This is a genomic window from Neobacillus niacini (genome assembly GCF_023715785.1).
Taxonomy (GTDB): Bacteria; Bacillota; Bacilli; order Bacillales; family Cytobacillaceae; genus Neobacillus; species Neobacillus niacini_E.
Genome location: NZ_JAMBOX010000009.1, coordinates 84,760 through 103,633, shown reverse-complemented (window position 1 = coordinate 103,633; position 18,874 = coordinate 84,760). Strand labels below are relative to the sequence as shown.

At 42.6% G+C, this 18,874-nt stretch carries 21 protein-coding genes; 1 reads left to right on the top strand and 20 read right to left on the bottom strand.

Annotated elements, in window-relative coordinates:
• Positions 1-13: 13 nt before the first annotated feature.
• The 20 genes from M3234_RS16775 to M3234_RS16680 all read right to left on the bottom strand — a co-directional run bounded on the left by M3234_RS16775 (position 14) and on the right by M3234_RS16680 (position 18,588).
• Complete coding sequence (locus M3234_RS16775; RefSeq protein ID WP_262305807.1) at positions 14-913, bottom strand: hypothetical protein; 900 nt, start codon at positions 911-913, stop codon at positions 14-16.
• A gap of 106 nt (positions 914-1,019) precedes the next feature.
• Positions 1,020-2,309 carry a 3-phosphoshikimate 1-carboxyvinyltransferase gene (gene aroA / locus M3234_RS16770; protein WP_262305806.1) on the bottom strand — a complete coding sequence of 430 codons (1,290 nt, stop codon included), beginning with the start codon at positions 2,307-2,309 and terminating at the stop codon, positions 1,020-1,022.
• Positions 2,310-2,336: 27 nt separating this feature from the next.
• Positions 2,337-3,443, bottom strand: a complete 1,107-nt coding sequence (locus M3234_RS16765; protein ID WP_262305805.1) for a prephenate dehydrogenase — start codon at positions 3,441-3,443, stop codon at positions 2,337-2,339.
• Positions 3,444-3,454: 11 nt separating this feature from the next.
• Positions 3,455-4,543: a histidinol-phosphate transaminase gene (gene hisC, locus M3234_RS16760; protein WP_262305804.1), complete on the bottom strand. Its 1,089-nt coding sequence runs from the start codon at positions 4,541-4,543 to the stop codon at positions 3,455-3,457.
• Positions 4,544-4,591: 48 nt separating this feature from the next.
• The gene (aroH, locus tag M3234_RS16755; protein ID WP_262305912.1) at positions 4,592-4,963 is read right to left on the bottom strand and encodes a chorismate mutase; all 372 of its coding nucleotides are present in this window, start codon (positions 4,961-4,963) and stop codon (positions 4,592-4,594) included.
• 15 nt (positions 4,964-4,978) lie between these two features.
• Entirely contained in the window at positions 4,979-6,049 is a 1,071-nt protein-coding gene (gene aroB / locus M3234_RS16750; RefSeq protein WP_262305803.1) for a 3-dehydroquinate synthase, read from the bottom strand.
• Entirely contained in the window at positions 6,050-7,228 is a 1,179-nt protein-coding gene (gene aroC / locus M3234_RS16745; protein WP_262305802.1) for a chorismate synthase, read from the bottom strand.
• Positions 7,229-7,385: 157 nt separating this feature from the next.
• Positions 7,386-7,832 carry a nucleoside-diphosphate kinase gene (gene ndk / locus M3234_RS16740; RefSeq protein ID WP_066312871.1) on the bottom strand — a complete coding sequence of 149 codons (447 nt, stop codon included), beginning with the start codon at positions 7,830-7,832 and terminating at the stop codon, positions 7,386-7,388.
• Between the two features lie 109 nt (positions 7,833-7,941).
• Positions 7,942-8,904 carry a heptaprenyl diphosphate synthase component II gene (gene hepT, locus M3234_RS16735; RefSeq protein ID WP_262305801.1) on the bottom strand — a complete coding sequence of 321 codons (963 nt, stop codon included), beginning with the start codon at positions 8,902-8,904 and terminating at the stop codon, positions 7,942-7,944.
• Between the two features lie 37 nt (positions 8,905-8,941).
• A complete protein-coding gene (locus M3234_RS16730; protein ID WP_262305800.1) occupies positions 8,942-9,643 on the bottom strand; it encodes a demethylmenaquinone methyltransferase in 702 nt (233 codons plus the stop codon).
• 4 nt (positions 9,644-9,647) lie between these two features.
• On the bottom strand, positions 9,648-10,463 hold the full coding sequence (locus tag M3234_RS16725) for a heptaprenyl diphosphate synthase component 1 (protein WP_262305911.1): 816 nt from the start codon (positions 10,461-10,463) through the stop codon (positions 9,648-9,650).
• A gap of 176 nt (positions 10,464-10,639) precedes the next feature.
• Entirely contained in the window at positions 10,640-10,882 is a 243-nt protein-coding gene (gene mtrB / locus M3234_RS16720) for a trp RNA-binding attenuation protein MtrB (protein ID WP_066312862.1), read from the bottom strand.
• Between the two features lie 20 nt (positions 10,883-10,902).
• Positions 10,903-11,469: a GTP cyclohydrolase I FolE gene (folE, locus tag M3234_RS16715; protein WP_066312854.1), complete on the bottom strand. Its 567-nt coding sequence runs from the start codon at positions 11,467-11,469 to the stop codon at positions 10,903-10,905.
• Between the two features lie 173 nt (positions 11,470-11,642).
• Positions 11,643-11,915 (bottom strand): non-specific DNA-binding protein Hbs, encoded by a 273-nt coding sequence (gene hbs / locus M3234_RS16710; protein ID WP_066060959.1) that lies wholly within the window; start codon positions 11,913-11,915, stop codon positions 11,643-11,645.
• 331 nt (positions 11,916-12,246) lie between these two features.
• Positions 12,247-13,725 carry a stage IV sporulation protein A gene (gene spoIVA, locus M3234_RS16705; RefSeq protein WP_066312850.1) on the bottom strand — a complete coding sequence of 493 codons (1,479 nt, stop codon included), beginning with the start codon at positions 13,723-13,725 and terminating at the stop codon, positions 12,247-12,249.
• A gap of 357 nt (positions 13,726-14,082) precedes the next feature.
• A complete protein-coding gene (locus M3234_RS16700) occupies positions 14,083-14,793 on the bottom strand; it encodes a hypothetical protein (protein WP_262305799.1) in 711 nt (236 codons plus the stop codon).
• 32 nt (positions 14,794-14,825) lie between these two features.
• On the bottom strand, positions 14,826-15,038 hold the full coding sequence (locus M3234_RS16695) for a DUF2768 domain-containing protein (RefSeq protein ID WP_396953962.1): 213 nt from the start codon (positions 15,036-15,038) through the stop codon (positions 14,826-14,828).
• 227 nt (positions 15,039-15,265) lie between these two features.
• Positions 15,266-16,312 (bottom strand): NAD(P)H-dependent glycerol-3-phosphate dehydrogenase, encoded by a 1,047-nt coding sequence (locus M3234_RS16690; RefSeq protein ID WP_285858499.1) that lies wholly within the window; start codon positions 16,310-16,312, stop codon positions 15,266-15,268.
• A 16-nt stretch (positions 16,313-16,328) separates the two neighbouring features.
• The gene (gene der, locus M3234_RS16685; protein WP_262305798.1) at positions 16,329-17,639 is read right to left on the bottom strand and encodes a ribosome biogenesis GTPase Der; all 1,311 of its coding nucleotides are present in this window, start codon (positions 17,637-17,639) and stop codon (positions 16,329-16,331) included.
• 340 nt (positions 17,640-17,979) lie between these two features.
• Positions 17,980-18,588: a YphA family membrane protein gene (locus tag M3234_RS16680; protein WP_262305797.1), complete on the bottom strand. Its 609-nt coding sequence runs from the start codon at positions 18,586-18,588 to the stop codon at positions 17,980-17,982.
• Positions 18,589-18,693: 105 nt separating this feature from the next.
• Here M3234_RS16680 and M3234_RS16675 point away from each other — a divergent pair, with 105 nt between their 5' ends.
• Positions 18,694-18,840 (top strand): YpzI family protein, encoded by a 147-nt coding sequence (locus tag M3234_RS16675; RefSeq protein WP_262305796.1) that lies wholly within the window; start codon positions 18,694-18,696, stop codon positions 18,838-18,840.
• Positions 18,841-18,874 lie beyond the last annotated feature (34 nt).

Here is an 18,874-nt window from a genome sequence, read left to right as displayed (position 1 = left end):
CGAATTCATTAAATTACAAAGAAAAATAGGATGGGGTTAGCACCTTTACATGTTCACCAAATCCAGGCTTAAATAAAACCTCTGCTCCGGAACGAACTATTTTTCCTTTGTGTATTGTTAAAACAAGTCTATCACCATGATAATGAAATAACTCGAGTTCATCAACATTCATGATTTCTCTTGATTTACGATACAAATTGTAACTTAATTCCGAGCCAATCATCAGACTTGCTTTTTTGGGATAAACGCCAATTTTATTTAATACAGGTACGGACAAAGGCTGATTTTCGGCAACTTCTTCATAAATGGCCGGAATTTTTTCTCTCATCGTAATATCTTTCCATTTCGACAAAAGGGTCTTCGCTTCCTTCTTTTTATCAGAGGAAATAATAGGAATGAGCGGACAATTATACGGAAATAACGCTTCCCTGATCCAGCCCCATGGTACTTTTGTCAGTTCTTCTTGGCTTGATAGTTCCAAGAATATAGCCGGAATTTTTTCCTTTTTGCATTTTCTGATAAAACTGGGGGTAATCAGCCGAGTCGGAATTTTTATCCCGATGATAAAATCAATCGGGCTGCTCATCAGGGCCGTGGCCATCTCAGATATTTTCCCTTCCAACTCTTCCTCAAAAGAAACGGCTGCATACGTAATCAGGGTGGTGCACCCCTTTATTAATACTTGTTCAATCATACTTTTTTTCATTTCCTGAAAGGAGCCATTCGCGGGGATTACAGAATTGAGCATCACATAAGACGGATTCATAATAAAGGGTTCCAAATTCATTTTTATTAGGCGATAGCGATTAAACCTGCTTCTGATTCCAGCGATACGGTCACCATGAATTAATAACGAACTGGTTGTCAGCCCTTTATTTTTAAGGATATTGGCATTCTCGATAATATATGCCACCCAACCACCCTTTTCTTATTCTTCTTAAGACAAGCTATGCAGTTTTTCAAAAAACTATGACTTATCATTGATAACTAAAAAATAAAGCTGCCTGTAACGGCAGCTTTTACGACATAAGACTATTTAAATGGCTGAAAAAGTTGGGATAGGAAACAGCGATTGATTCTGGATTTTCGAGAATTACCTCGCCATCACAAAGCAGGGCGGCTATTGCCAGCATCATGCCAATCCGGTGGTCACCGTGACTTGAGACCGTCCCGCCATGCAGCTTGGCCTTCCCGTGAATAATCATGCCGTCTTCGGTGGCCTCAATGGAGGCGCCCAATTTTTTCAGTTCATTGACAACCGTGTCTATCCGGTTTGTTTCTTTTACTTTTAATTCTTCCGCATTTTTTATGATCGTGGTACCCTCAGCCTGTGTTGCCATTAACGCGATGATTGGAATTTCATCGATTAATTTCGGAATTAATCCGCCTTCGATGACAGTGCCCTTAAGATTAGTTGTTTTAATGACAAGGTCTCCTGATGGTTCAAAGGCGTTTTTGTCATTTACGCTAATCTCTAGGTTTGCACCCATATTCGTTAAGACCTCGATAATGCCAGTCCTGGTTGGGTTCAATCCAACATTCTTAAGGACAATTTTACTATTTGGCAGAATGGCACCAGCAACTAGGAAAAATGCCGCGGAGGATATATCCCCGGGAACGTGAACGTCTGCCGCGGTAAGCCTTTGTCCGCCTGTAACGGAAATAACATGACCATCCTTATGAATTTCACCGCCAAATTGGCGTATCATTCGTTCTGTATGATCTCGTGTGTCAGCAGGCTCTACGATAGTCGTATCCCCTTTGGCTTGTAGACCTGCAAGGATCAATGCCGACTTAACCTGGGCACTGGCGACCGGAAGTTCATAATGAAATGAATTCAGCTTGCCGCCGCGAATGGAGATTGGTGTAAAGGCACCATTTTTTCGACCATCTATGGCGGCACCCATTTCGGTTAACGGACCAGTAACCCGTGTCATCGGTCTTTTGGCAATCGACTCGTCACCGGCAAGTATTGAAAAGAATGGCCGGCCAGCCAAAATTCCCATTAACAGCCGGATTGTGGTTCCGGAATTGCCGACATCTAAAACTTCATTGGGCTCAGTCAGCCCTTCGAACCCTTTTCCATAGATAATAAGCTGGCCATCTTCTTCATCTATAGTTACGCCGAGCTTGCGAAAACAGGCAATGGTACTTAAACAATCGTCACCAGGCAGGAAGTTAGTTACTCTCGTAATGCCATGGGCAATCGAGCCAAACATAACAGAGCGATGCGATATCGATTTATCCCCCGGAATTGTGAGTTCGCCATGTAAACTGTTGATATTTGTTTTTAAATTTAATGATGCCATTTTATCACCTTTTATTATTTAAATCTGTCAGGAACCGTTGGAGGTTGAATAGCTTGTATAAGTCAGGATGCATTTTTCGGCACGCTGCCGGTCCTGTTCGGTCTGAAAGCTGATGACCAGGACCCCATTTATGTCTTCGCGTGTCTCCAGGATACGAATGTTTACGATGCTGATGTTTTCCTGTGCCAAATATCCGGTTACTTCAGAAATAATCCCCGGAACGTCAGGAATGTCCACATACAAATCATAAAAAGCCGGAATGGCTCCCTTCTCCTTGCTGGGCAGTTCATCACGGAATTGTTTAGCCTGCTGAAAATATTCATAAATGTCTTCCGCGTTGCCGCTTTCCAGCATCGCTTTAACCCCTTGCATTTCTTCGCTCCACTGGTCCAGCAGGGAAATCAAATTTTTTCGGTTATGCAATAAGATATCCTTCCACATCTGCGGGCTGCTCGAAGCAATTCGGGTAATGTCCCGGAAACCGCCGGCAGCAAGCCTTGGGATCAACGACTCTGACCCAGATAATTTTTCAGTTTGCCTGACAATCGAAGCGGCAATGATATGGGGAAAGTGGCTTACAATCCCTGTTAAATAATCATGATTTTCCGCTGTAATCGTCAAAAATTTGGCCTTAGTCCCTTTTAACCAATCCTTCAATATCTCCACTTTTGTGCTTTCAACCTGTTCTTCAGGTGTCAACAAATAAAAAGCATTTTCAAATAGGATGTCTCTTGCTGCCGACACGCCGGTCTTATGGGAACCGGCCATCGGATGGCCGCCAATAAACGTAATTCCCCGCTCTTTTAAGCTGCTGGCCGTATCGACAATTGTTGTTTTGGTGCTGCCTGTATCAGTAACAATGACTCCTGGCTTTAACGGCTGCCCAGAGAGGGCCCGAATGATCGATTTCGTGTCGTTTACAGGCGCCGAAACAATAATCAAGTCGGCATCTTTGGCACCAACCGGGATATTCTCTGCCGCTTCATCAATCACACCAAGCATTTTTGCCAGTCTTGATTGTTCCCTGTTTATATCAAAGCCAACAATCACGGATGCGGGATGTTCTTTCTTAATACAAAGCGCCAAAGATCCTCCGATTAATCCTAACCCGATAATAAATACACGGCCTTCCAATGAAACTCCTCCTAGTTTTGTTCCAAGAACTCTTTCAGCGCTGCCAGCACACCTTCGTTTTCTTCAGCGGAACCTACCGTAATTCTTACTGCTGTCGGGAAACCGAGCGCTTTTCCAGACCGGACAATGAATCCTCTTTCCAGCAAAAATTGAAACATCCGATCGGCATCCACTTTAAAATCTATTAAAATAAAATTTGTTTGGGTCGGAAAATAGCTTAAATTATGGACAGCGCAAAAATCATAAAATTGCGCCACTCCTTGTCGGTTTTTATTCCGGCATTGTTCGACAAATTCCTGATCCTCGATTGCTGCAGTTGCTGCGATTTGAGCCAATGCATTCACATTAAATGGTTCTCTAGCGGGTTCAAGTGCTTTGATAATAGACCGGTTGGCCACCCCGTAGCCAACTCTTAGTGCGGCAAGGCCATAAATTTTTGAAAAAGTCCTTAACACAATTAAATTTGGATATTTGCGGGTCAATTGAATGGAATCATAGTAATCATCCGCTATTACATATTCAAAGTAAGCCTCATCCAAAACAACCAAAACATGCGGTGGAACTTTTTCAAGGAATGATATTAATTTGCCCTCTGGTATATATGTACCTGTTGGATTGTTGGGACTGCAGACCCAAACGACGTTCGTTTGTTCATCAATTGCCTCAAGCATCGCTGGCAGATCATGCTCACCGTTCACGTCAGGTACTTCCTTGATTATAGCCCCTTCAATGACTGCGTTATGCTTATATTGTGAAAAGGTGTTCCGTGACATAACAGTACTAGCTTCCGGATGCAGCAGGGCCCTTGAAATCATCTGAATCAAATTATCTGAGCCGTTTCCAAAAATCAATTCATCCCCATCGACTTGTAAAAACGAGGCAAGTTTCTCTCTTAAAATAGTCGCGTAGCCATCCGGATAAATAGCTAAGCTAGAAATATTCCCCTGAAGTGCTAATTGTGCGTTTTTTGAACAGCCAAACGGGTTTTCGTTTGAGGCAAGTTTGACGATCTTTTCAAGATTATATTGCCTTTTTACCGATTCAATTGACTTTCCCGGTTGATAGGGTGTCAATTGCAATAATTGCTGTTTCCATCTCATTTTACTCATCCCTTCGGTTATTGGTCTTTTTCGAAAAGATTTATGCCATTATGCCGGATTGCCGCCCAGGTCTGGCCGTAAGACGACAGCATTCCCTAAATAAATGTGTTTGATTTCCTCCTGGGATACACTGGTATTGACGTGCATCATGATCCTGACGCACATTTTAAGCGAACCCGGCACCGGAATTTCGCGCATACACATAACAGGAACATACGTCCACCCCGCAAACTTTCGCAATGCCCTCGCCGGGAAAGCTGCATCGATATCTTCAGTTGTGGAGATTAAAACGGATGCGACGGATTCAGGTTGAATTTGATTTGCCTCGATTACTTTCGCCAACAGTTCTTCTGTCGCGGCAAGTATTTCTGCTTCCGAATTAACGCTGACCGTTGTCGCTCCTCTCACCCCTCTAAACATCATTATTCCCCCTTGTTAATAGTCCTTCAGCTTTTCCAATAAATCAGAATCGGAGATTGTTTGAACGATAGGCTCCCCTACCTTTTCAAGCAATACAAAGCGAACCGACTCGCCGACTGACTTTTTATCCTGTTTCATTTTTCTCAGTAACTTTTCGTGTGAAAGGCTGGCTGGAACTTCACTGATATACCCAAGTCGGGTTATCCAATCAATAAATTCTTCCAATTTAAATGCCAGCCCTGCCCTTTCAATACTTAGCTTTAAAGCAAATACCATTCCAATCATGACGGACTCTCCATGGGTAAAGTTACCGTAGCCCATTTCAGCCTCAATGGCATGTCCCAATGTATGCCCAAAATTGAGGTAGGCGCGAACTCCTTGTTCCCGTTCATCGCGGCTGACAAATTCATTTTTAATCAAAATCCCTTTTATCAGACACTGTGATAATTGCTCCATGCTGATCTTATTCAGGTCAGCAATATTCGCATTAAGCCAATCATAAAAATCAGGATCAAAAATCAACGCATGTTTAATTACTTCCGCGAAGCCGGAGCGAACTTCTTGGGGCGGGAGTGTTTTAAGAAAGTCCAAATCATAAAACACTGCCTCAGGCTGATAAAAAGCACCGATCATATTCTTGCCCAGCGGGTGATTGATGGCTGTCTTGCCGCCGATAGCACTGTCATGAGCAAGAATAGTCGTTGGAATTTGAATAAACGGAATTCCCCTCATGTAAGTCGCTGCCACAAATCCGGCCAAATCTCCAACCGCCCCGCCGCCTAATGACAAAATAACCGACTTCCGGTCAAGCCGGCTTTCAAGAGCGGTCGATAAAGCGTCATAGTAAACATCAAAGGTTTTGGCATTTTCTCCGCCTGGTGCGGTAAAAACAAGCGGCCTTAATGGGTCCAGTGCTGCCAATAATCTCTCCAGATGCAGCTTAGAGACCGTTTCATCCGTAATAATTAATATTCTAGTCAGTGCGGGAAAATGATTGGTTAAAAACGAGCGAATATCGTTTCGAACCCCTTCTTCGACAAAGACCTGATATTGTTTGGACTCAGTTTGGATTTCTAGCGTTGCCATTTAAAATTCCCTCGCATAGGCACGATGCTTTTTAATTTCCTCGGCAAAGGCGGAAAATCGGTCGCTGTTGAATTGATCAACTAAGGCACTGGCAAGCTCCCATGCGACAACAGCTTCCGCGACTACGGCCGCTGCCGGCACTGCACAGCTGTCGGAACGTTCAACACTTGCTGAAAACGGCTCCTTTGTGTCAATATCTACACTCATTAACGGCTTATAAAGCGTAGGAATCGGCTTCATCACACCCCTTACTACAACAGGCATGCCGGTAGTCATACCGCCTTCAAAACCGCCAAGGCGGTTGGTTTTCCGGTAATACCCCTCGGCAGGATCCCATGCGATCTCATCATGGACTTCACTGCCAGGTTTGCGTGCCGCCTCAAAACCAATGCCAATCTCAACCCCTTTAAAGGCGTTGATGCTCACGATGGCTGCAGCCAATTTCGCATCCAATTTGCGGTCATAATGAACATAGCTGCCAACTCCGGCAGGCATGCCTTCCGCAATAACTTCGACAACACCGCCAATGGAATCTCCGTTTTGCTTGGCCTCATCAATGGCTTTCATCATTTCCTGTTCGACATTCAAGTCGACCGTTCGGACTGGCGAGTTTTCCGATCGCTCCTTTAACTCTTCCAAACTTAAGGAGGGATCCACGCTTGCTTTAATCCCGCCAATCTCGACAACATAGGACGTAATATTGACACCGACTAATGACAGGAGTTTTTTTGCGGCCGCACCTGCAGCAACCCTGACGGTTGTCTCGCGGGCTGATGAACGTTCAAGGACGTTTCTCATATCTCGGTGGCCATATTTAATCGCCCCATTTAAATCCGCATGTCCCGGACGGGGACGGCTGACTTTGCGTTTTACTTCATCCGCTTCTACATCTTCAAGTGGTTCTTGTCCCATGATCTTAGTCCAATGCTTCCAGTCATTGTTTTTTACAACAAGAGCAATCGGGGAACCGAGTGTAGACCCATGTCTTACGCCTGACATGATTTCAACGGTATCTTTTTCAATTTGCATTCTTCTTCCCCGGCCATACCCTTTTTGCCGTCTGGAAAGTTCATTGTTGATATCTTCCGCGACTAACGGCATCCCTGCAGGGAATCCCTCCAAAATGGTCGTCAGCTGCGGTCCATGAGATTCACCGGCTGTCAAATATCTTAAACCCATTCTCTTTCCCCCTTCAACTCATTAAAGAATTATGTATCAATATAACATATTTTAAGGGCATTAACATAGTGGAATAATTCAGAAAAGCGAAATTAATTTTTGTATCCGCATACAAAAAGACACCTGTATTAAGAATACAAGTGCCTTGTGAATAGGATTAATAAATCCATTCATTCACTAACTTTGAATACTCAACCAACTCAGACTCATTAAAGAATAGGCCGATTTCGCGGGTTGCGCTTGCAGGTGAGTCAGAACCGTGAATGACGTTTTTGCCGACTGTTAGGCCAAAGTCACCACGAATGGTTCCCGGTGCAGCATCTTTAGGGTTAGTCGATCCCATCATTTGCCGTGCAGTTGCAATTACGTTTTCCCCCTGCCAGACCATCGCAAATACCGGACCGGAAGTGATAAAGTCAACCAGCTCGCCAAAGAATGGACGCTCTTTATGCTCACCATAATGCTCCTGGGCAAGCTCAGTTGGAATTTGCATTAATTTTGCCCCAACAAGCTGGAAACCTTTTTTTTCAAAACGAGCTACAATTTCCCCAATTAGGTTGCGCTGAACGCCATCCGGTTTAACCATTAAAAATGTTCTTTCCATTCATCCCACTCCTAAACAATTATGTATATGATTGTTTACTAAGAACAATCCACGAAAATAGTAACATTGTTTAGAATATTTTACAAGGATGTTGAAAAGTGGAAGCGCATCAGAATTTGCGTCTTCCGATATATTTGGCGATATCGCGGAGCGCTTTTCTGGCCTTATTAGCCGGGAGCTCTTCCAAGATAGCAATCGCTTTGGATAAATATAAGTCGCTGAGTTCAACAGACCTTGCGATGGCATCCGTTTCCTTAATCAGGGAGATGATATTTTTTATGTCTGAGGGGGAGGTATGGTCGTTTACTTTTTCAATTACTTTCCTTGCCGCTTCATTTTCCATGGCTAACAATGCCGGGAGCGTAATATTCCCTTGCAGGAGGTCGCTTCCTGCCGGTTTCCCGAGTTCCTCTTCGGTAGCCGTAAAATCGAGAATATCATCGGTAATTTGAAACGACATCCCAACATAATAACCAAAGCGAAACAGCTTCCGATGAATCGATTCCTCGACATCCGCGGCAATTGCCCCCAACTGGCAGCTCGCAGCTATTAGCAAGGCGGTTTTTCGTTTGATTCTTCTGAGATAATCCCTCAAATTTTGATTAAAGCGGTATTTATCTTTAAATTGTTGAATTTCTCCCACCGAAACTTCAACAATCGTATCAGCAAGGATTTTATGGGCTAACGGTTTATTAATATTGGTCATTAATTCAATGGCGAGAGCAAACACGTAATCCCCCGTGTACATGGCCACTTTATTATCCCATTTTGATTTAACAGTTGGCTGGCCTCTGCGCAAATCAGCATCATCTATTACATCATCATGGACGAGCGAGGCCATATGAATTAATTCAAGTGCCACTGCAACATTTTTCATTACGTTGATATCATAATGGCCAAATTTACCGGCAAGCAAAACAAAAACAGGACGAATTCTCTTTCCCCCGGCTTGTAATGTATGCATGGAAGCCTGTTGCAAAAGCAGAGACTCAGGTTGAATTGTCTCTTCAAGTTTTTTCTCAATTAAGTTAATATCCGAATTCAAAAATGAATACATCATTTTTAATTTCATTTGTATTCACCCTGCTTTTTTCCTGTCAAGTTTTAAATTATTTTTTGCCGATATGAACAGCTGCTGCACCGCCGCTGTACGGTCTATATTTCACATTTTTAAACCCAGCCTGCTCAAACATCCGGGCTAATTCTTTCATACCAGGAAAATCGCGCGCTGATTCTTGGAGCCATGAATATTCCCCGTAACTTTTTGCAAATAATTTTCCAAATATAGGCATAATATAGCGGAAATAGAAAAAGAATAATTGCCGGTATCCAATTAAGGTAGGCTGAGATGTTTCAAGGCATACGGCAAGTCCTCCAGGCTTCACCACCCGGTGCATTTCCTTTAGAACCTGGAGATAGTCCGGAACATTTCTTAACCCGAAACCGATGGTGACATAATCAAAGCTATTATCGGGAAACGGGAGCTCCATCGCATTTCCATGGATTAATTTCACTTGATTCAACCCAAGACGGGTAACCTTTTCCTTTCCAACATTAAGCATATTTTGGCTAAAGTCCAGTCCTGTCACTTCACCGTAAGGGCCTACAGCCTCTGCGAGGGCAATAGTCCAATCAGCAGTACCACAGCAGACATCAAGTGCTTTTGACCCTGGCTGGACATTCATACGGTTCATCGTATCCTTCCGCCATCTTATATGCTGCTGAAAACTGATCACTGAGTTCATTTTGTCGTAGTCTTCGGAGATTTTTTCAAACACTTTATGAACTCGCTGTTCTTTTGACTGTTGCATTATTTTACCCTTCTTCCACAAAAGATTTCGCATATGGCTGATATTGGTTTAACAGGCCGGTTATTTTGCTTTCAAGAAACGGATTTAAGAACGGGTTAATGGAAATACCTTTCTCAACCGTACTCTTTGACCGCTCAATTTGCAGACCGCAAATGCTTAACAGCTGATTTTTTTGTCCGCTGGTGAGTTCTGTAAAAGTGAATTCAGAGGAAGGAAACAGTATTTTCTTCATGGCATCAAATAGAAATGAACTTCCGGTCTGTATAAATTGGCTCTGTTCTTTTACTAACCGCTTAAACAGCAGGAAGTTTGTAATAACCTCGTTCCAATGATCGGTGGTAAAGTACGCAGAAAGCTTTGTTATTAATGAACTTTCAATCATCATCATGCTTGTCATCAACTTCTCTAAATCTGCCGTCTCCTTGTAATAAACTGTTATTTTATGCTCATTGATTTCTTTAATTCCTTGAGATAGAACATTAATAACGAGTATATCCTCCGACTCAGCAAGGAGCTTATAATAAAGGCCGCTATAATAATCACCGGCTAGAACAGTAAGCTGACGGCTTTTTTCATCTGTAATTTCAGATATTTGTTCATGAGTGTCAAGAGCAGTTTGAACCAGCATGGTTGATAAAACGTAATTTTCCATTACATCAAAAGGCAAATCAAGCCGGTCCAGAAGGGAGATGAGGATAAGAAGCTTATCCTCGTCAATGACCGGTGTTTCAATATAATTTAGCAAGTACGTGTCAAAAACACTATGTTCGACTTTCTGTTTAATTGTTGAAAATTTTTGTCGAATATCCTGCATTCTCATCACCCTTGCTTCACCTAAGTAAAAAATGTCTTTATGTATTCTTATTTCCTAATTGATAAGGAAAATTCTCGCCTATTAAAAATAAAACACGCAAACACCATTATAGCATAAATGCAAATATGTGGGCAGGATTTCACAAATAAATAATATTTTGTGCTCCCCATTTAAATGGTGGTTTACAGTTTATGTTTCACTTCGCTGTCAATTTCCCCATATTGGGTAAGAATCTTTGCATTTCCTCTAATCTTGATGGCAGAGGTATGCTCGGTAAACTGAGCAATGAGCACTTCCCCCTTATCCAGCTTTTCCGAATGGTGAAATCTGGTGTCAGAGCCTCTTGTCAAGCCGATGACACTAACACCGTCATCAATTGCTTTTATGACTACATAATCATTATTTTGCTGTTGCTTTTTCTCCAACCTCAACACCCCATGTTCAATTAGTTTTTTATCAAAGATAGGATTTCGGAACGGGCGCTTGTATCGTCGGCAAGTGTTCCTCTTACTGCGGTCGTAACTGTTTTGGCTCCTGGCTTTTTAACGCCCCGCATCGTCATGCACATATGCTCTGCTTCAACAACGATCATGACACCGTGTGGCTCCAATTTTTCCATGATGCTGTCTGCAATGGTTGCTGTAATCCGCTCTTGCAGCTGCGGTCTTTTAGCCACGGCCTCGACAGCACGTGCCAGCTTGCTTAACCCGGTAACCCGGCCATTTTGGGGGATATAGGCTACATGCGCCTTGCCATAGAAAGGAACCAGGTGGTGTTCACACATCGAATAAAACGGGATATCCTTTACAAGGACCAGTTCTTCATGATCCTCACTGAAAATGGTCTCAAAGTGTTGTTTCGGATCCTCATTTAATCCGCTGAATACTTCCTCATACATTTTCGCAACACGTTTAGGTGTATCAAGCAGTCCTTCTCGGCTGGGATCTTCCCCTATTGCTTCTAATATTAAACGTACCGCCTCTTCGATTTGGGCACGATTTACCTCTGGCATGTGCAATTCCTCCTAATGTCCAAACAAGTATAATTAACAAATACATCTTAGCATAACCTTTTCTGACCAAGCAAAAAAAGAAGAGCGGAAGCTGCTAAAAAAGAAAAAAGGCCATGGACTATGGCCATGACCTTTTTTGCCTAAGCGTTCGCTTAAAGCAATAATTTATGTAATTATTTTACTGCGTCTTTAAGCGCTTTGCCTGGTTTGAAAGCAGGAACCTTGCTTGCACCGATTTCGATTTCCTCACCTGTTTGAGGGTTGCGACCTTTACGTGCTGCACGCTCACGTACTTCAAAGTTACCAAAACCGATAAGTTGTACCTTATCACCATTTTTCAAAGCATCTAAAATCGCATCAAAAACAGCATCAACTGCTTTTGTAGCGTCCTTTTTAGAAAGTTCGCTAGCCTCTGCTACTGCATTAATAAGTTCTGTCTTGTTCATGCCTTTCACCTCCTCCCAAAGAAATGTACGAGATAATAACAATACTTATCTACATTTCTAAACAATTTTTCTAATTTCTATACGTCAGAGCGCGGTTTTATTGCAAAAGCGGTCCAAATTTGTCACTTTGGCAATAATTCCCATTACTAGGTGAAACCCTACAGAATAAAGGGTTTGGCGCTATTACGTAAGTCTGTTAAAAGATTATCACAATCAATACAGCATATCAAGAAGAATTCAAGAAATTATGGTAATCTTTTCTTTTGTTCGTCAAAATTCTACCATTATTGCCCTGACATGTAAAAAAAAGACCCCTTTTAGGAGTCTTCACTTATAGTATTATGGCAATTAATCCGCCTGAACCTTCATTAATGATTCTTTCAAGTGTTTCTTTTAATTTATATCTGGCATTCTCAGGCATGAGCGAGAGTTTGGCCTGGATCCCTTCACGGACGATAGAGCTGAGGCTGCGGCCAAAAATGTCCGAATTCCAGATTGACAGCGGGTCATCCTCAAAGTCCTGCATCAAATAGCGGACAAGTTCTTCACTCTGCTTTTCGGTGCCGATAATTGGAGCAAACTCTGATTCAACATCAACCTTAATCATATGGATGGACGGAGCGACCGCTTTGAGCCTTACACCAAAACGAGCGCCCTGGCGAATAATTTCCGGTTCCTCAAGGCTCATATCGGACAATGTCGGCGAGGCAATTCCATATCCGGTTTGTTTGACCATTTTCAGTGCATCAGCAATATGGTCGTACTCTGCTTTAGCATGGGCAAAGTCCTGCATGAGCTCCAGGAGATGGTCTTTCCCCCTGATTTCCACCCCAACGATTTCTTTTAATATATCATCATATAATTCATCCGGAGCAACCAAATCAATTTCAGCGACGCCTGAACCCATTTCAACCCCGGCAAGACCAGCTCTTTCAATGAATTCATACTCGCTGAATTGCTGGACAACCTGATCAACATCTCTTAATCTCTTGATATCTTTAACCGTTTCCTTCACGGCTTCTTGATAACTTTCCCGAAGCCAATGATTTTCTCTTAATACCATTACCCAGCTAGGCAGGTTGACATTGACTTCAAGAACCGGGAATTCATAAAGGGCTTCACGAAGGACATTAAGGACATCGCTTTCGCGCATGCTCTCAACACTCATAGCTAAAACAGGAATGTCATACTTTTCCGCCAAGCCCGACCTTAATGTTTCGGTGCTTGGGTGATATGGCTGGGCGCTGTTGACCACCATAATAAACGGCTTGCCAACTTCCTTCAGCTCTTCAATAACCCGTTCCTCAGCCTCAATATAATTGCTTCTCGGAATCTCGCCAATTGTACCATCTGTAGTGACAACAACCCCAATGGTAGAATGCTCCTGGATGACCTTCCTCGTGCCAATTTCAGCGGCTTCATGGAAAGGAATAGGCTCTTCATACCAAGGCGTATTGATCATTCTCGGGCCATTTTCATCCTCATATCCTTTGGCCCCAGGTACGGTATAGCCCACGCAATCAACGAGCCTAATATTGACATTCAACCCCTCATCGACATGAACGGTCGCAGCTTGATTTGGCACAAATTTAGGCTCTGTGGTCATGATGGTCTTTCCGGCAGCGCTTTGCGGCAATTCATCCTGGGCCCGGGATCTTTCAGCCTCACTGCCTATATTCGGTAAAACGACAAGCTCCATAAATTTTTTAATAAACGTTGATTTTCCGGTTCTTACTGCCCCAACTACTCCCAAATAAATATCGCCGCCGGTTCTCTCGGCAATATCTTTAAAAATATCTACCTTTTCCAAGTGATCCCCTCCTGATCATAGAGTAAAGTGGGATAATTTCATCCATTTAGGTATTTTTGGACAATATATGTTTATGATGTTGTCCTATTGTGTTATGACACTTTTATCGAAATTTTTTACCTCCTTGATTAAATTTCATTGTTTCTGCTATCTCATGATCCATTTGATTTATTTGGCATGCAGGGTTTCTATCTATGTTTTCGCTAGGGAGACCCGAGTTCAAATTTATGCATAAAAAAAACCCTTCTCCTACAATATATTTCGCAGGAAAAGGGTTATGACTAAAAATAAAAGCGGAGGCGCCGGAGCTGGATCAAATTAAAAGCCAAAGCGCTAGGAGTTTTTCGCTGGAAGCATTTAGTCTTCCATAAAAACAGGTTCTTTCGTTTCGGATTTCACTGTGTATGGCAGGGAATAGGCGGGAACAAACATCGAATCCTTCACCAAGATGGGCCGAATATCCTCACCCGGCTTCAAATGTTGCTCCGTATTTTTAAGAACCTGATAAAGGTCCGGACGATAATCAACAAACACTTCGGCATGCCCCGATATCACAAACGATAGATTTTGATTAGAGTAAGGGCTTACCGCTACAGGGGCTTCCTTATAACCAAGCTGTTTATAATCAAGGGTATAAACATTTTTGGCCACTTCCTCCTTATAAGGAGGATAGCCTGTTGATTTAATTCGCAGATTAATTTCACGAATCGTTTCAGCTATCCTTAAATCGAAAACTTTTACCGTCGGATTCGTCTCCACATCGACAAGCACATATTGGAAAACGCCGCCGCTTTCAAACGCATTACCCGGAGGCTCCGCCAAGTATTTTGGGGAGATTTTTTTAAAATCAATTAGATATTTTTGATATATTGGCGTATCGGCTTCCTTTGTCTTAATCGGCAGAATTCCCCCATTGTCCTCTCTAAATTGATCCACCGCTGTTTGAACGGACTGGATTTGATCCTTATACGGAATTTTATTTTGTGCCAAATCTTCTTTCGGGTATAGGCAGCCGGACAAGAGTACTATCGTAATGGCCAATAATATTCCGAGTATGTTCCGTTTCATATCATCACACCTATATTTTTTATGGAAATTCTTCATGTTAGGAAAACAATTAGCAGCGTAAATCCGGCTGCTATCAAAAATATGTACGCAACAACGGCACTTATAAATTTTAGGACTCCCGTCAACTTGTATCTGCTAAAATATATGGCGGCAATTGCAAGAAACATAAACCCGATTCCGGCAATTGAGATCCACATTTTAATCATTCCTGGTGACAACACAATTCCCCCTTTTTCGACTGTCATTATACCATAACTCCCCGATGATAGACCATTATCTATAGCTGTCCCTTCTCCACACAAAAAAAACTGAAGTAAAGAGGGGCGAATTCTTTACTTCAGTCAGGTCAGGACTAAATAACCCATACTCCTGGCGTCATACTACCAAGTTACTTCGTTGCATTGTATGCATAGAGGCTTAAAAGCGTATCATGTGAATGCCCATTTTCTTGGCGCTCCACCAAAATTTTCCTTTAAAAATTTCTTTCGTCAAGGATATTTACTAATTCTTCCATTTCATGTGTTTTGCCTCGTGCCATTAATACGTCCACAGCATCTTTAGGATCCTTGCCATTAAACAAGACATCATAAAGAACATAGGTAATCGGCATGCTGACATTATATTTCTTTGCCAACTGGTAGGCAGCCTTTGTGGTCCGAACCCCTTCGACCACCATACCCATGTTGTCTAGAACTTCATCAAGCGTTTTGCCTTTCCCTAACAGGTTTCCTGCTCTCCAGTTACGAGAATGGACACTAGTACAGGTAACAATTAAATCGCCGATTCCAGTCAGGCCGGAAAATGTCAGCGGATTGGCCCCCATTTTGACACCAAGCCTGGCGATTTCCGCTAACCCTCTGGTAATTAAAGCTGCTTTGGCATTATCCCCATACCCAAGACCGTCCGTAATTCCGGCGGCCAAAGCGATTATATTTTTCAAGGCACCGCCAATTTCCACGCCCACGACATCAGAATTTGTATAAACGCGAAAATTTTGATTGATAAACAAGTCTTGGATTTTCTCCGCTTCGCTCATGTCCTCCGATGCCACTGTAACTGTCGTTGGGTGACGCAGACTCACTTCTTCCGCATGGCTTGGACCAGATAGCACGACAACCGCCTTCAAAAGGCTTGCCGGCATTTCTTGTCTAATAATCTCGGTAATCCTTAAGAGAGAATCAGGTTCAATTCCTTTGCTGACATGAGTAATCGTAACCGGCCAGCTGATGACAGTCCTAATTTTTCCCAGGACCTCTCGAATTGCCTTTGTCGGTACAGCTAAAACAATCGACTCATTTTTGTCTAAAGCCTCTGCTAATGATGCATGGCTGACAATTAACTCTGGCAGGACAATACCTGGCAAATATTTTTCGTTTGTGTGCAATTGATTAATTTCGTTGACCTGGGCCTCATTATGGCTCCAGAGGCGAACCTCATGGCCATTGTCAGCCAAGACCATCGCCAATGCCGTGCCCCAGCTTCCTGCCCCGACAACAGCTACTGTTTTCTTGCTCATCATTTACACCGCCTTTAGCTTATTTTCTTTCCCTTGCATATATTCTAATTGGTGTTCCTTCAAATCCAAATGCATCCCTGATTCGATTTTCAAGAAACCGCTCGTAAGAAAAATGAAGCAATTCCGGCTCATTTACAAAAATAACAAAGGTAGGGGGCTTGACCGCTACTTGGGTAGCGTAATAGATTTTCAAGCGTCTGCCTTTATCGGTCGGAGTTGGGTTCATCGCCACCGCATCCATAATAATATCATTCAGAACACTTGTTTCAACCCGCATCGAGTGACTCTCGCTGGCCATATTGATCATTGGCAGCAATGTATGAATGCGTTTCTTTGTCTTGGCCGACAGATATACGATTGGCGCATAAGATAGGAATTTAAAATGATCACGAATTTTCTCTTCGAACTCCTTCATGGTCTTTTCATCTTTTTCGATGGCATCCCATTTATTCACCACTATGACAACGGCACGCCCCGCCTCGTGGGCATAACCAGCAATATTTTTGTCCTGTTCAATAATTCCCTCTTCGGCATTGATGACAACTAAAACCACATCGGAGCGCTCAATTGCTCTAAGGGCTCGGAGGACGCTATATTTTTCGGTGCTCTCATATACCTTGCCTTTTTTTCTGATTCCCGCTGTATCGATAATGACATATTTATCCCCATTGTATGTATAAGGAGAATCAATGGCGTCACGGGTTGTCCCAGCGATGTTGCTGACAATCACCCTTTCTTCACCCAATATGGCGTTGACAAGTGAGGATTTCCCCACATTTGGCCGGCCGATTAAAGAGAACTTAATGACATCATCATCATAATCAGCCTGATTATTTTTCGGAAAATGCTTAGCCGCCTCGTCCAATAAATCACCAAGGCCAAGCCCATGGGATCCGGAAATTGGGATTGGCTCCCCAAATCCAAGCGCATAAAAATCGTAGATATTCTCGCGCATTTCCGGATTATCAATCTTATTTACTCCGAGTACAATCGGTTTTTTCGATTTATATAAGATTTTTGCCACTTCTTCATCGGCTGCCGTGACACCTTCGCGGCCGTTTGTCAAAAAGATGATCACATCCGCCTCATCAATCGCCACTTCAGCTTGCTGTCTGATTTGCTCCAAAAACGGCTCATCGCCAATATCAATGCCGCCCGTATCAATAATATTGAATTCATGGGTCAGCCATTCTCCTGAACTGTATATCCTGTCGCGGGTTACCCCCGGAATATCCTCGACAATCGAAATTCGCTCTCCGACAATTCGGTTGAAAATTGTCGATTTTCCAACATTCGGTCTTCCAACAATGGCAATAACGGGTTTTACCATTCTGATCGCCATCCTTTCTCTTCTATATTACACATTAATATTATATTTTCCCACAAAATCAATAAGGCGTTATACACAACAATATCTATGGAAAATATTACATAGAACCAAACCTTGCCAATAAAGGCGGTGTGAGCAGAGCAAGACTAAACTTTATACAATCTCAAAACAATTAATTCCTCTCAACTTGTCAAAAAAATCTATTTCATGCGGCGCTCCGCCCCTTTCCTCATAATAAATGATCTTATGAAGAAAGAAACCCTTCCATTGGTAAGAAGGGCCTACATTATATCTTAGCAAAAGTTAATCCTTCCCTGCAACGGAAAGGAATAGAATTGTGTTAAGAGGATTTTTGTTTTGTTTTTTCTGAAAAATGAAAATGTTGCTGAAGGACCGCTCCGGCATTTTCGAGAAAGCTCCAGCCCGCGATAATCGCAACAATGAGTGCGCATACATCCAGAAACGCCAGGGCTCCGACTTGATAGGGCATTTGGATGGTTTGGAGTGTATAGGCATACATAAACTCTCCTTGCACCAATCCGCAAACAACAATTAAAAGCCTGCCCTTTAAGGTCTTTTGCAATAATAGGCTCAAATAACCTATGACAATTCCCATCATCCATTCCCTATTAAGAATCATCCAAATCGGGTCAAAAATTTCAAATAATTGGATTGTTACATAGGCAATCGAAATGGTCAACGAACAAATGCAAAGATAAAAAATAGTTCTCCTTTTTTCCTGACTTAAAATGGTATAAGAAAATAGCAGCAATAACAATCCGCTTACAAAAATATCAAATGGTCCTATAATAAAATGGCTTGTGGAAAAGATGATAACAAGAAGAACCATTATGGCCAGTTTGAGACGATATGGGTGATTTTTTTGCAAAAAAAAGGTAAGGTAAACCCAATATATCCAAAACGTCCAATAGAACACTGCCCCTTCCAACCGACACACCTCCAATCTTTATCATTATTGGTAATTTGCAGGGTTTCATACTTCCTCGAATAATATTTCCTTCGGGAATCATCTTATAAACAGGAGGTGTGGATAATGGGAAGAGACCGCCAGGAGAAAAAATTGAAAGCAACCCGCCGTGTGGCGTCTGATCGAGATCAGGCACTGCATTATAATGGCGCAACCAAGCTTTCCGGCCCAGATGAAGCAAGGGGATTAAATGATGGGAAGGACGACTACTAAACAGCATACAAAAAGCTCCTGCGGATGCAGGAGC

Excerpts from the sequence above, each read along its gene's own strand:
- aroA (WP_262305806.1), bottom strand. The coding sequence starts at position 2,309 with ATGGCATCATTAAATTTAAAAACAAATATCAACAGTTTACATGGCGAA.
- hisC (WP_262305804.1), bottom strand. The coding sequence starts at position 4,543 with ATGAGATGGAAACAGCAATTATTGCAATTGACACCCTATCAACCGGGA.
- aroH (WP_262305912.1), bottom strand. The coding sequence starts at position 4,963 with ATGTTTAGAGGGGTGAGAGGAGCGACAACGGTCAGCGTTAATTCGGAA.
- aroB (WP_262305803.1), bottom strand. The coding sequence starts at position 6,049 with ATGGCAACGCTAGAAATCCAAACTGAGTCCAAACAATATCAGGTCTTT.
- aroC (WP_262305802.1), bottom strand. The coding sequence starts at position 7,228 with ATGGGTTTAAGATATTTGACAGCCGGTGAATCTCATGGACCGCAGCTG.
- ndk (WP_066312871.1), bottom strand. The coding sequence starts at position 7,832 with ATGGAAAGAACATTTTTAATGGTTAAACCGGATGGCGTTCAGCGCAAC.
- hepT (WP_262305801.1), bottom strand. The coding sequence starts at position 8,904 with ATGAAATTAAAAATGATGTATTCATTTTTGAATTCGGATATTAACTTA.
- M3234_RS16730 (WP_262305800.1), bottom strand. The coding sequence starts at position 9,643 with ATGCAACAGTCAAAAGAACAGCGAGTTCATAAAGTGTTTGAAAAAATC.
- M3234_RS16725 (WP_262305911.1), bottom strand. The coding sequence starts at position 10,463 with ATGAGAATGCAGGATATTCGACAAAAATTTTCAACAATTAAACAGAAA.
- folE (WP_066312854.1), bottom strand. The coding sequence starts at position 11,469 with ATGCCAGAGGTAAATCGTGCCCAAATCGAAGAGGCGGTACGTTTAATA.
- hbs (WP_066060959.1), bottom strand. The coding sequence starts at position 11,915 with ATGAACAAGACAGAACTTATTAATGCAGTAGCAGAGGCTAGCGAACTT.
- M3234_RS16700 (WP_262305799.1), bottom strand. The coding sequence starts at position 14,793 with ATGAAACGGAACATACTCGGAATATTATTGGCCATTACGATAGTACTC.
- M3234_RS16695 (WP_396953962.1), bottom strand. The coding sequence starts at position 15,038 with ATGACAGTCGAAAAAGGGGGAATTGTGTTGTCACCAGGAATGATTAAA.
- M3234_RS16690 (WP_285858499.1), bottom strand. The coding sequence starts at position 16,312 with ATGATGAGCAAGAAAACAGTAGCTGTTGTCGGGGCAGGAAGCTGGGGC.
- der (WP_262305798.1), bottom strand. The coding sequence starts at position 17,639 with ATGGTAAAACCCGTTATTGCCATTGTTGGAAGACCGAATGTTGGAAAA.
- M3234_RS16675 (WP_262305796.1), top strand. The coding sequence starts at position 18,694 with ATGGGAAGAGACCGCCAGGAGAAAAAATTGAAAGCAACCCGCCGTGTG.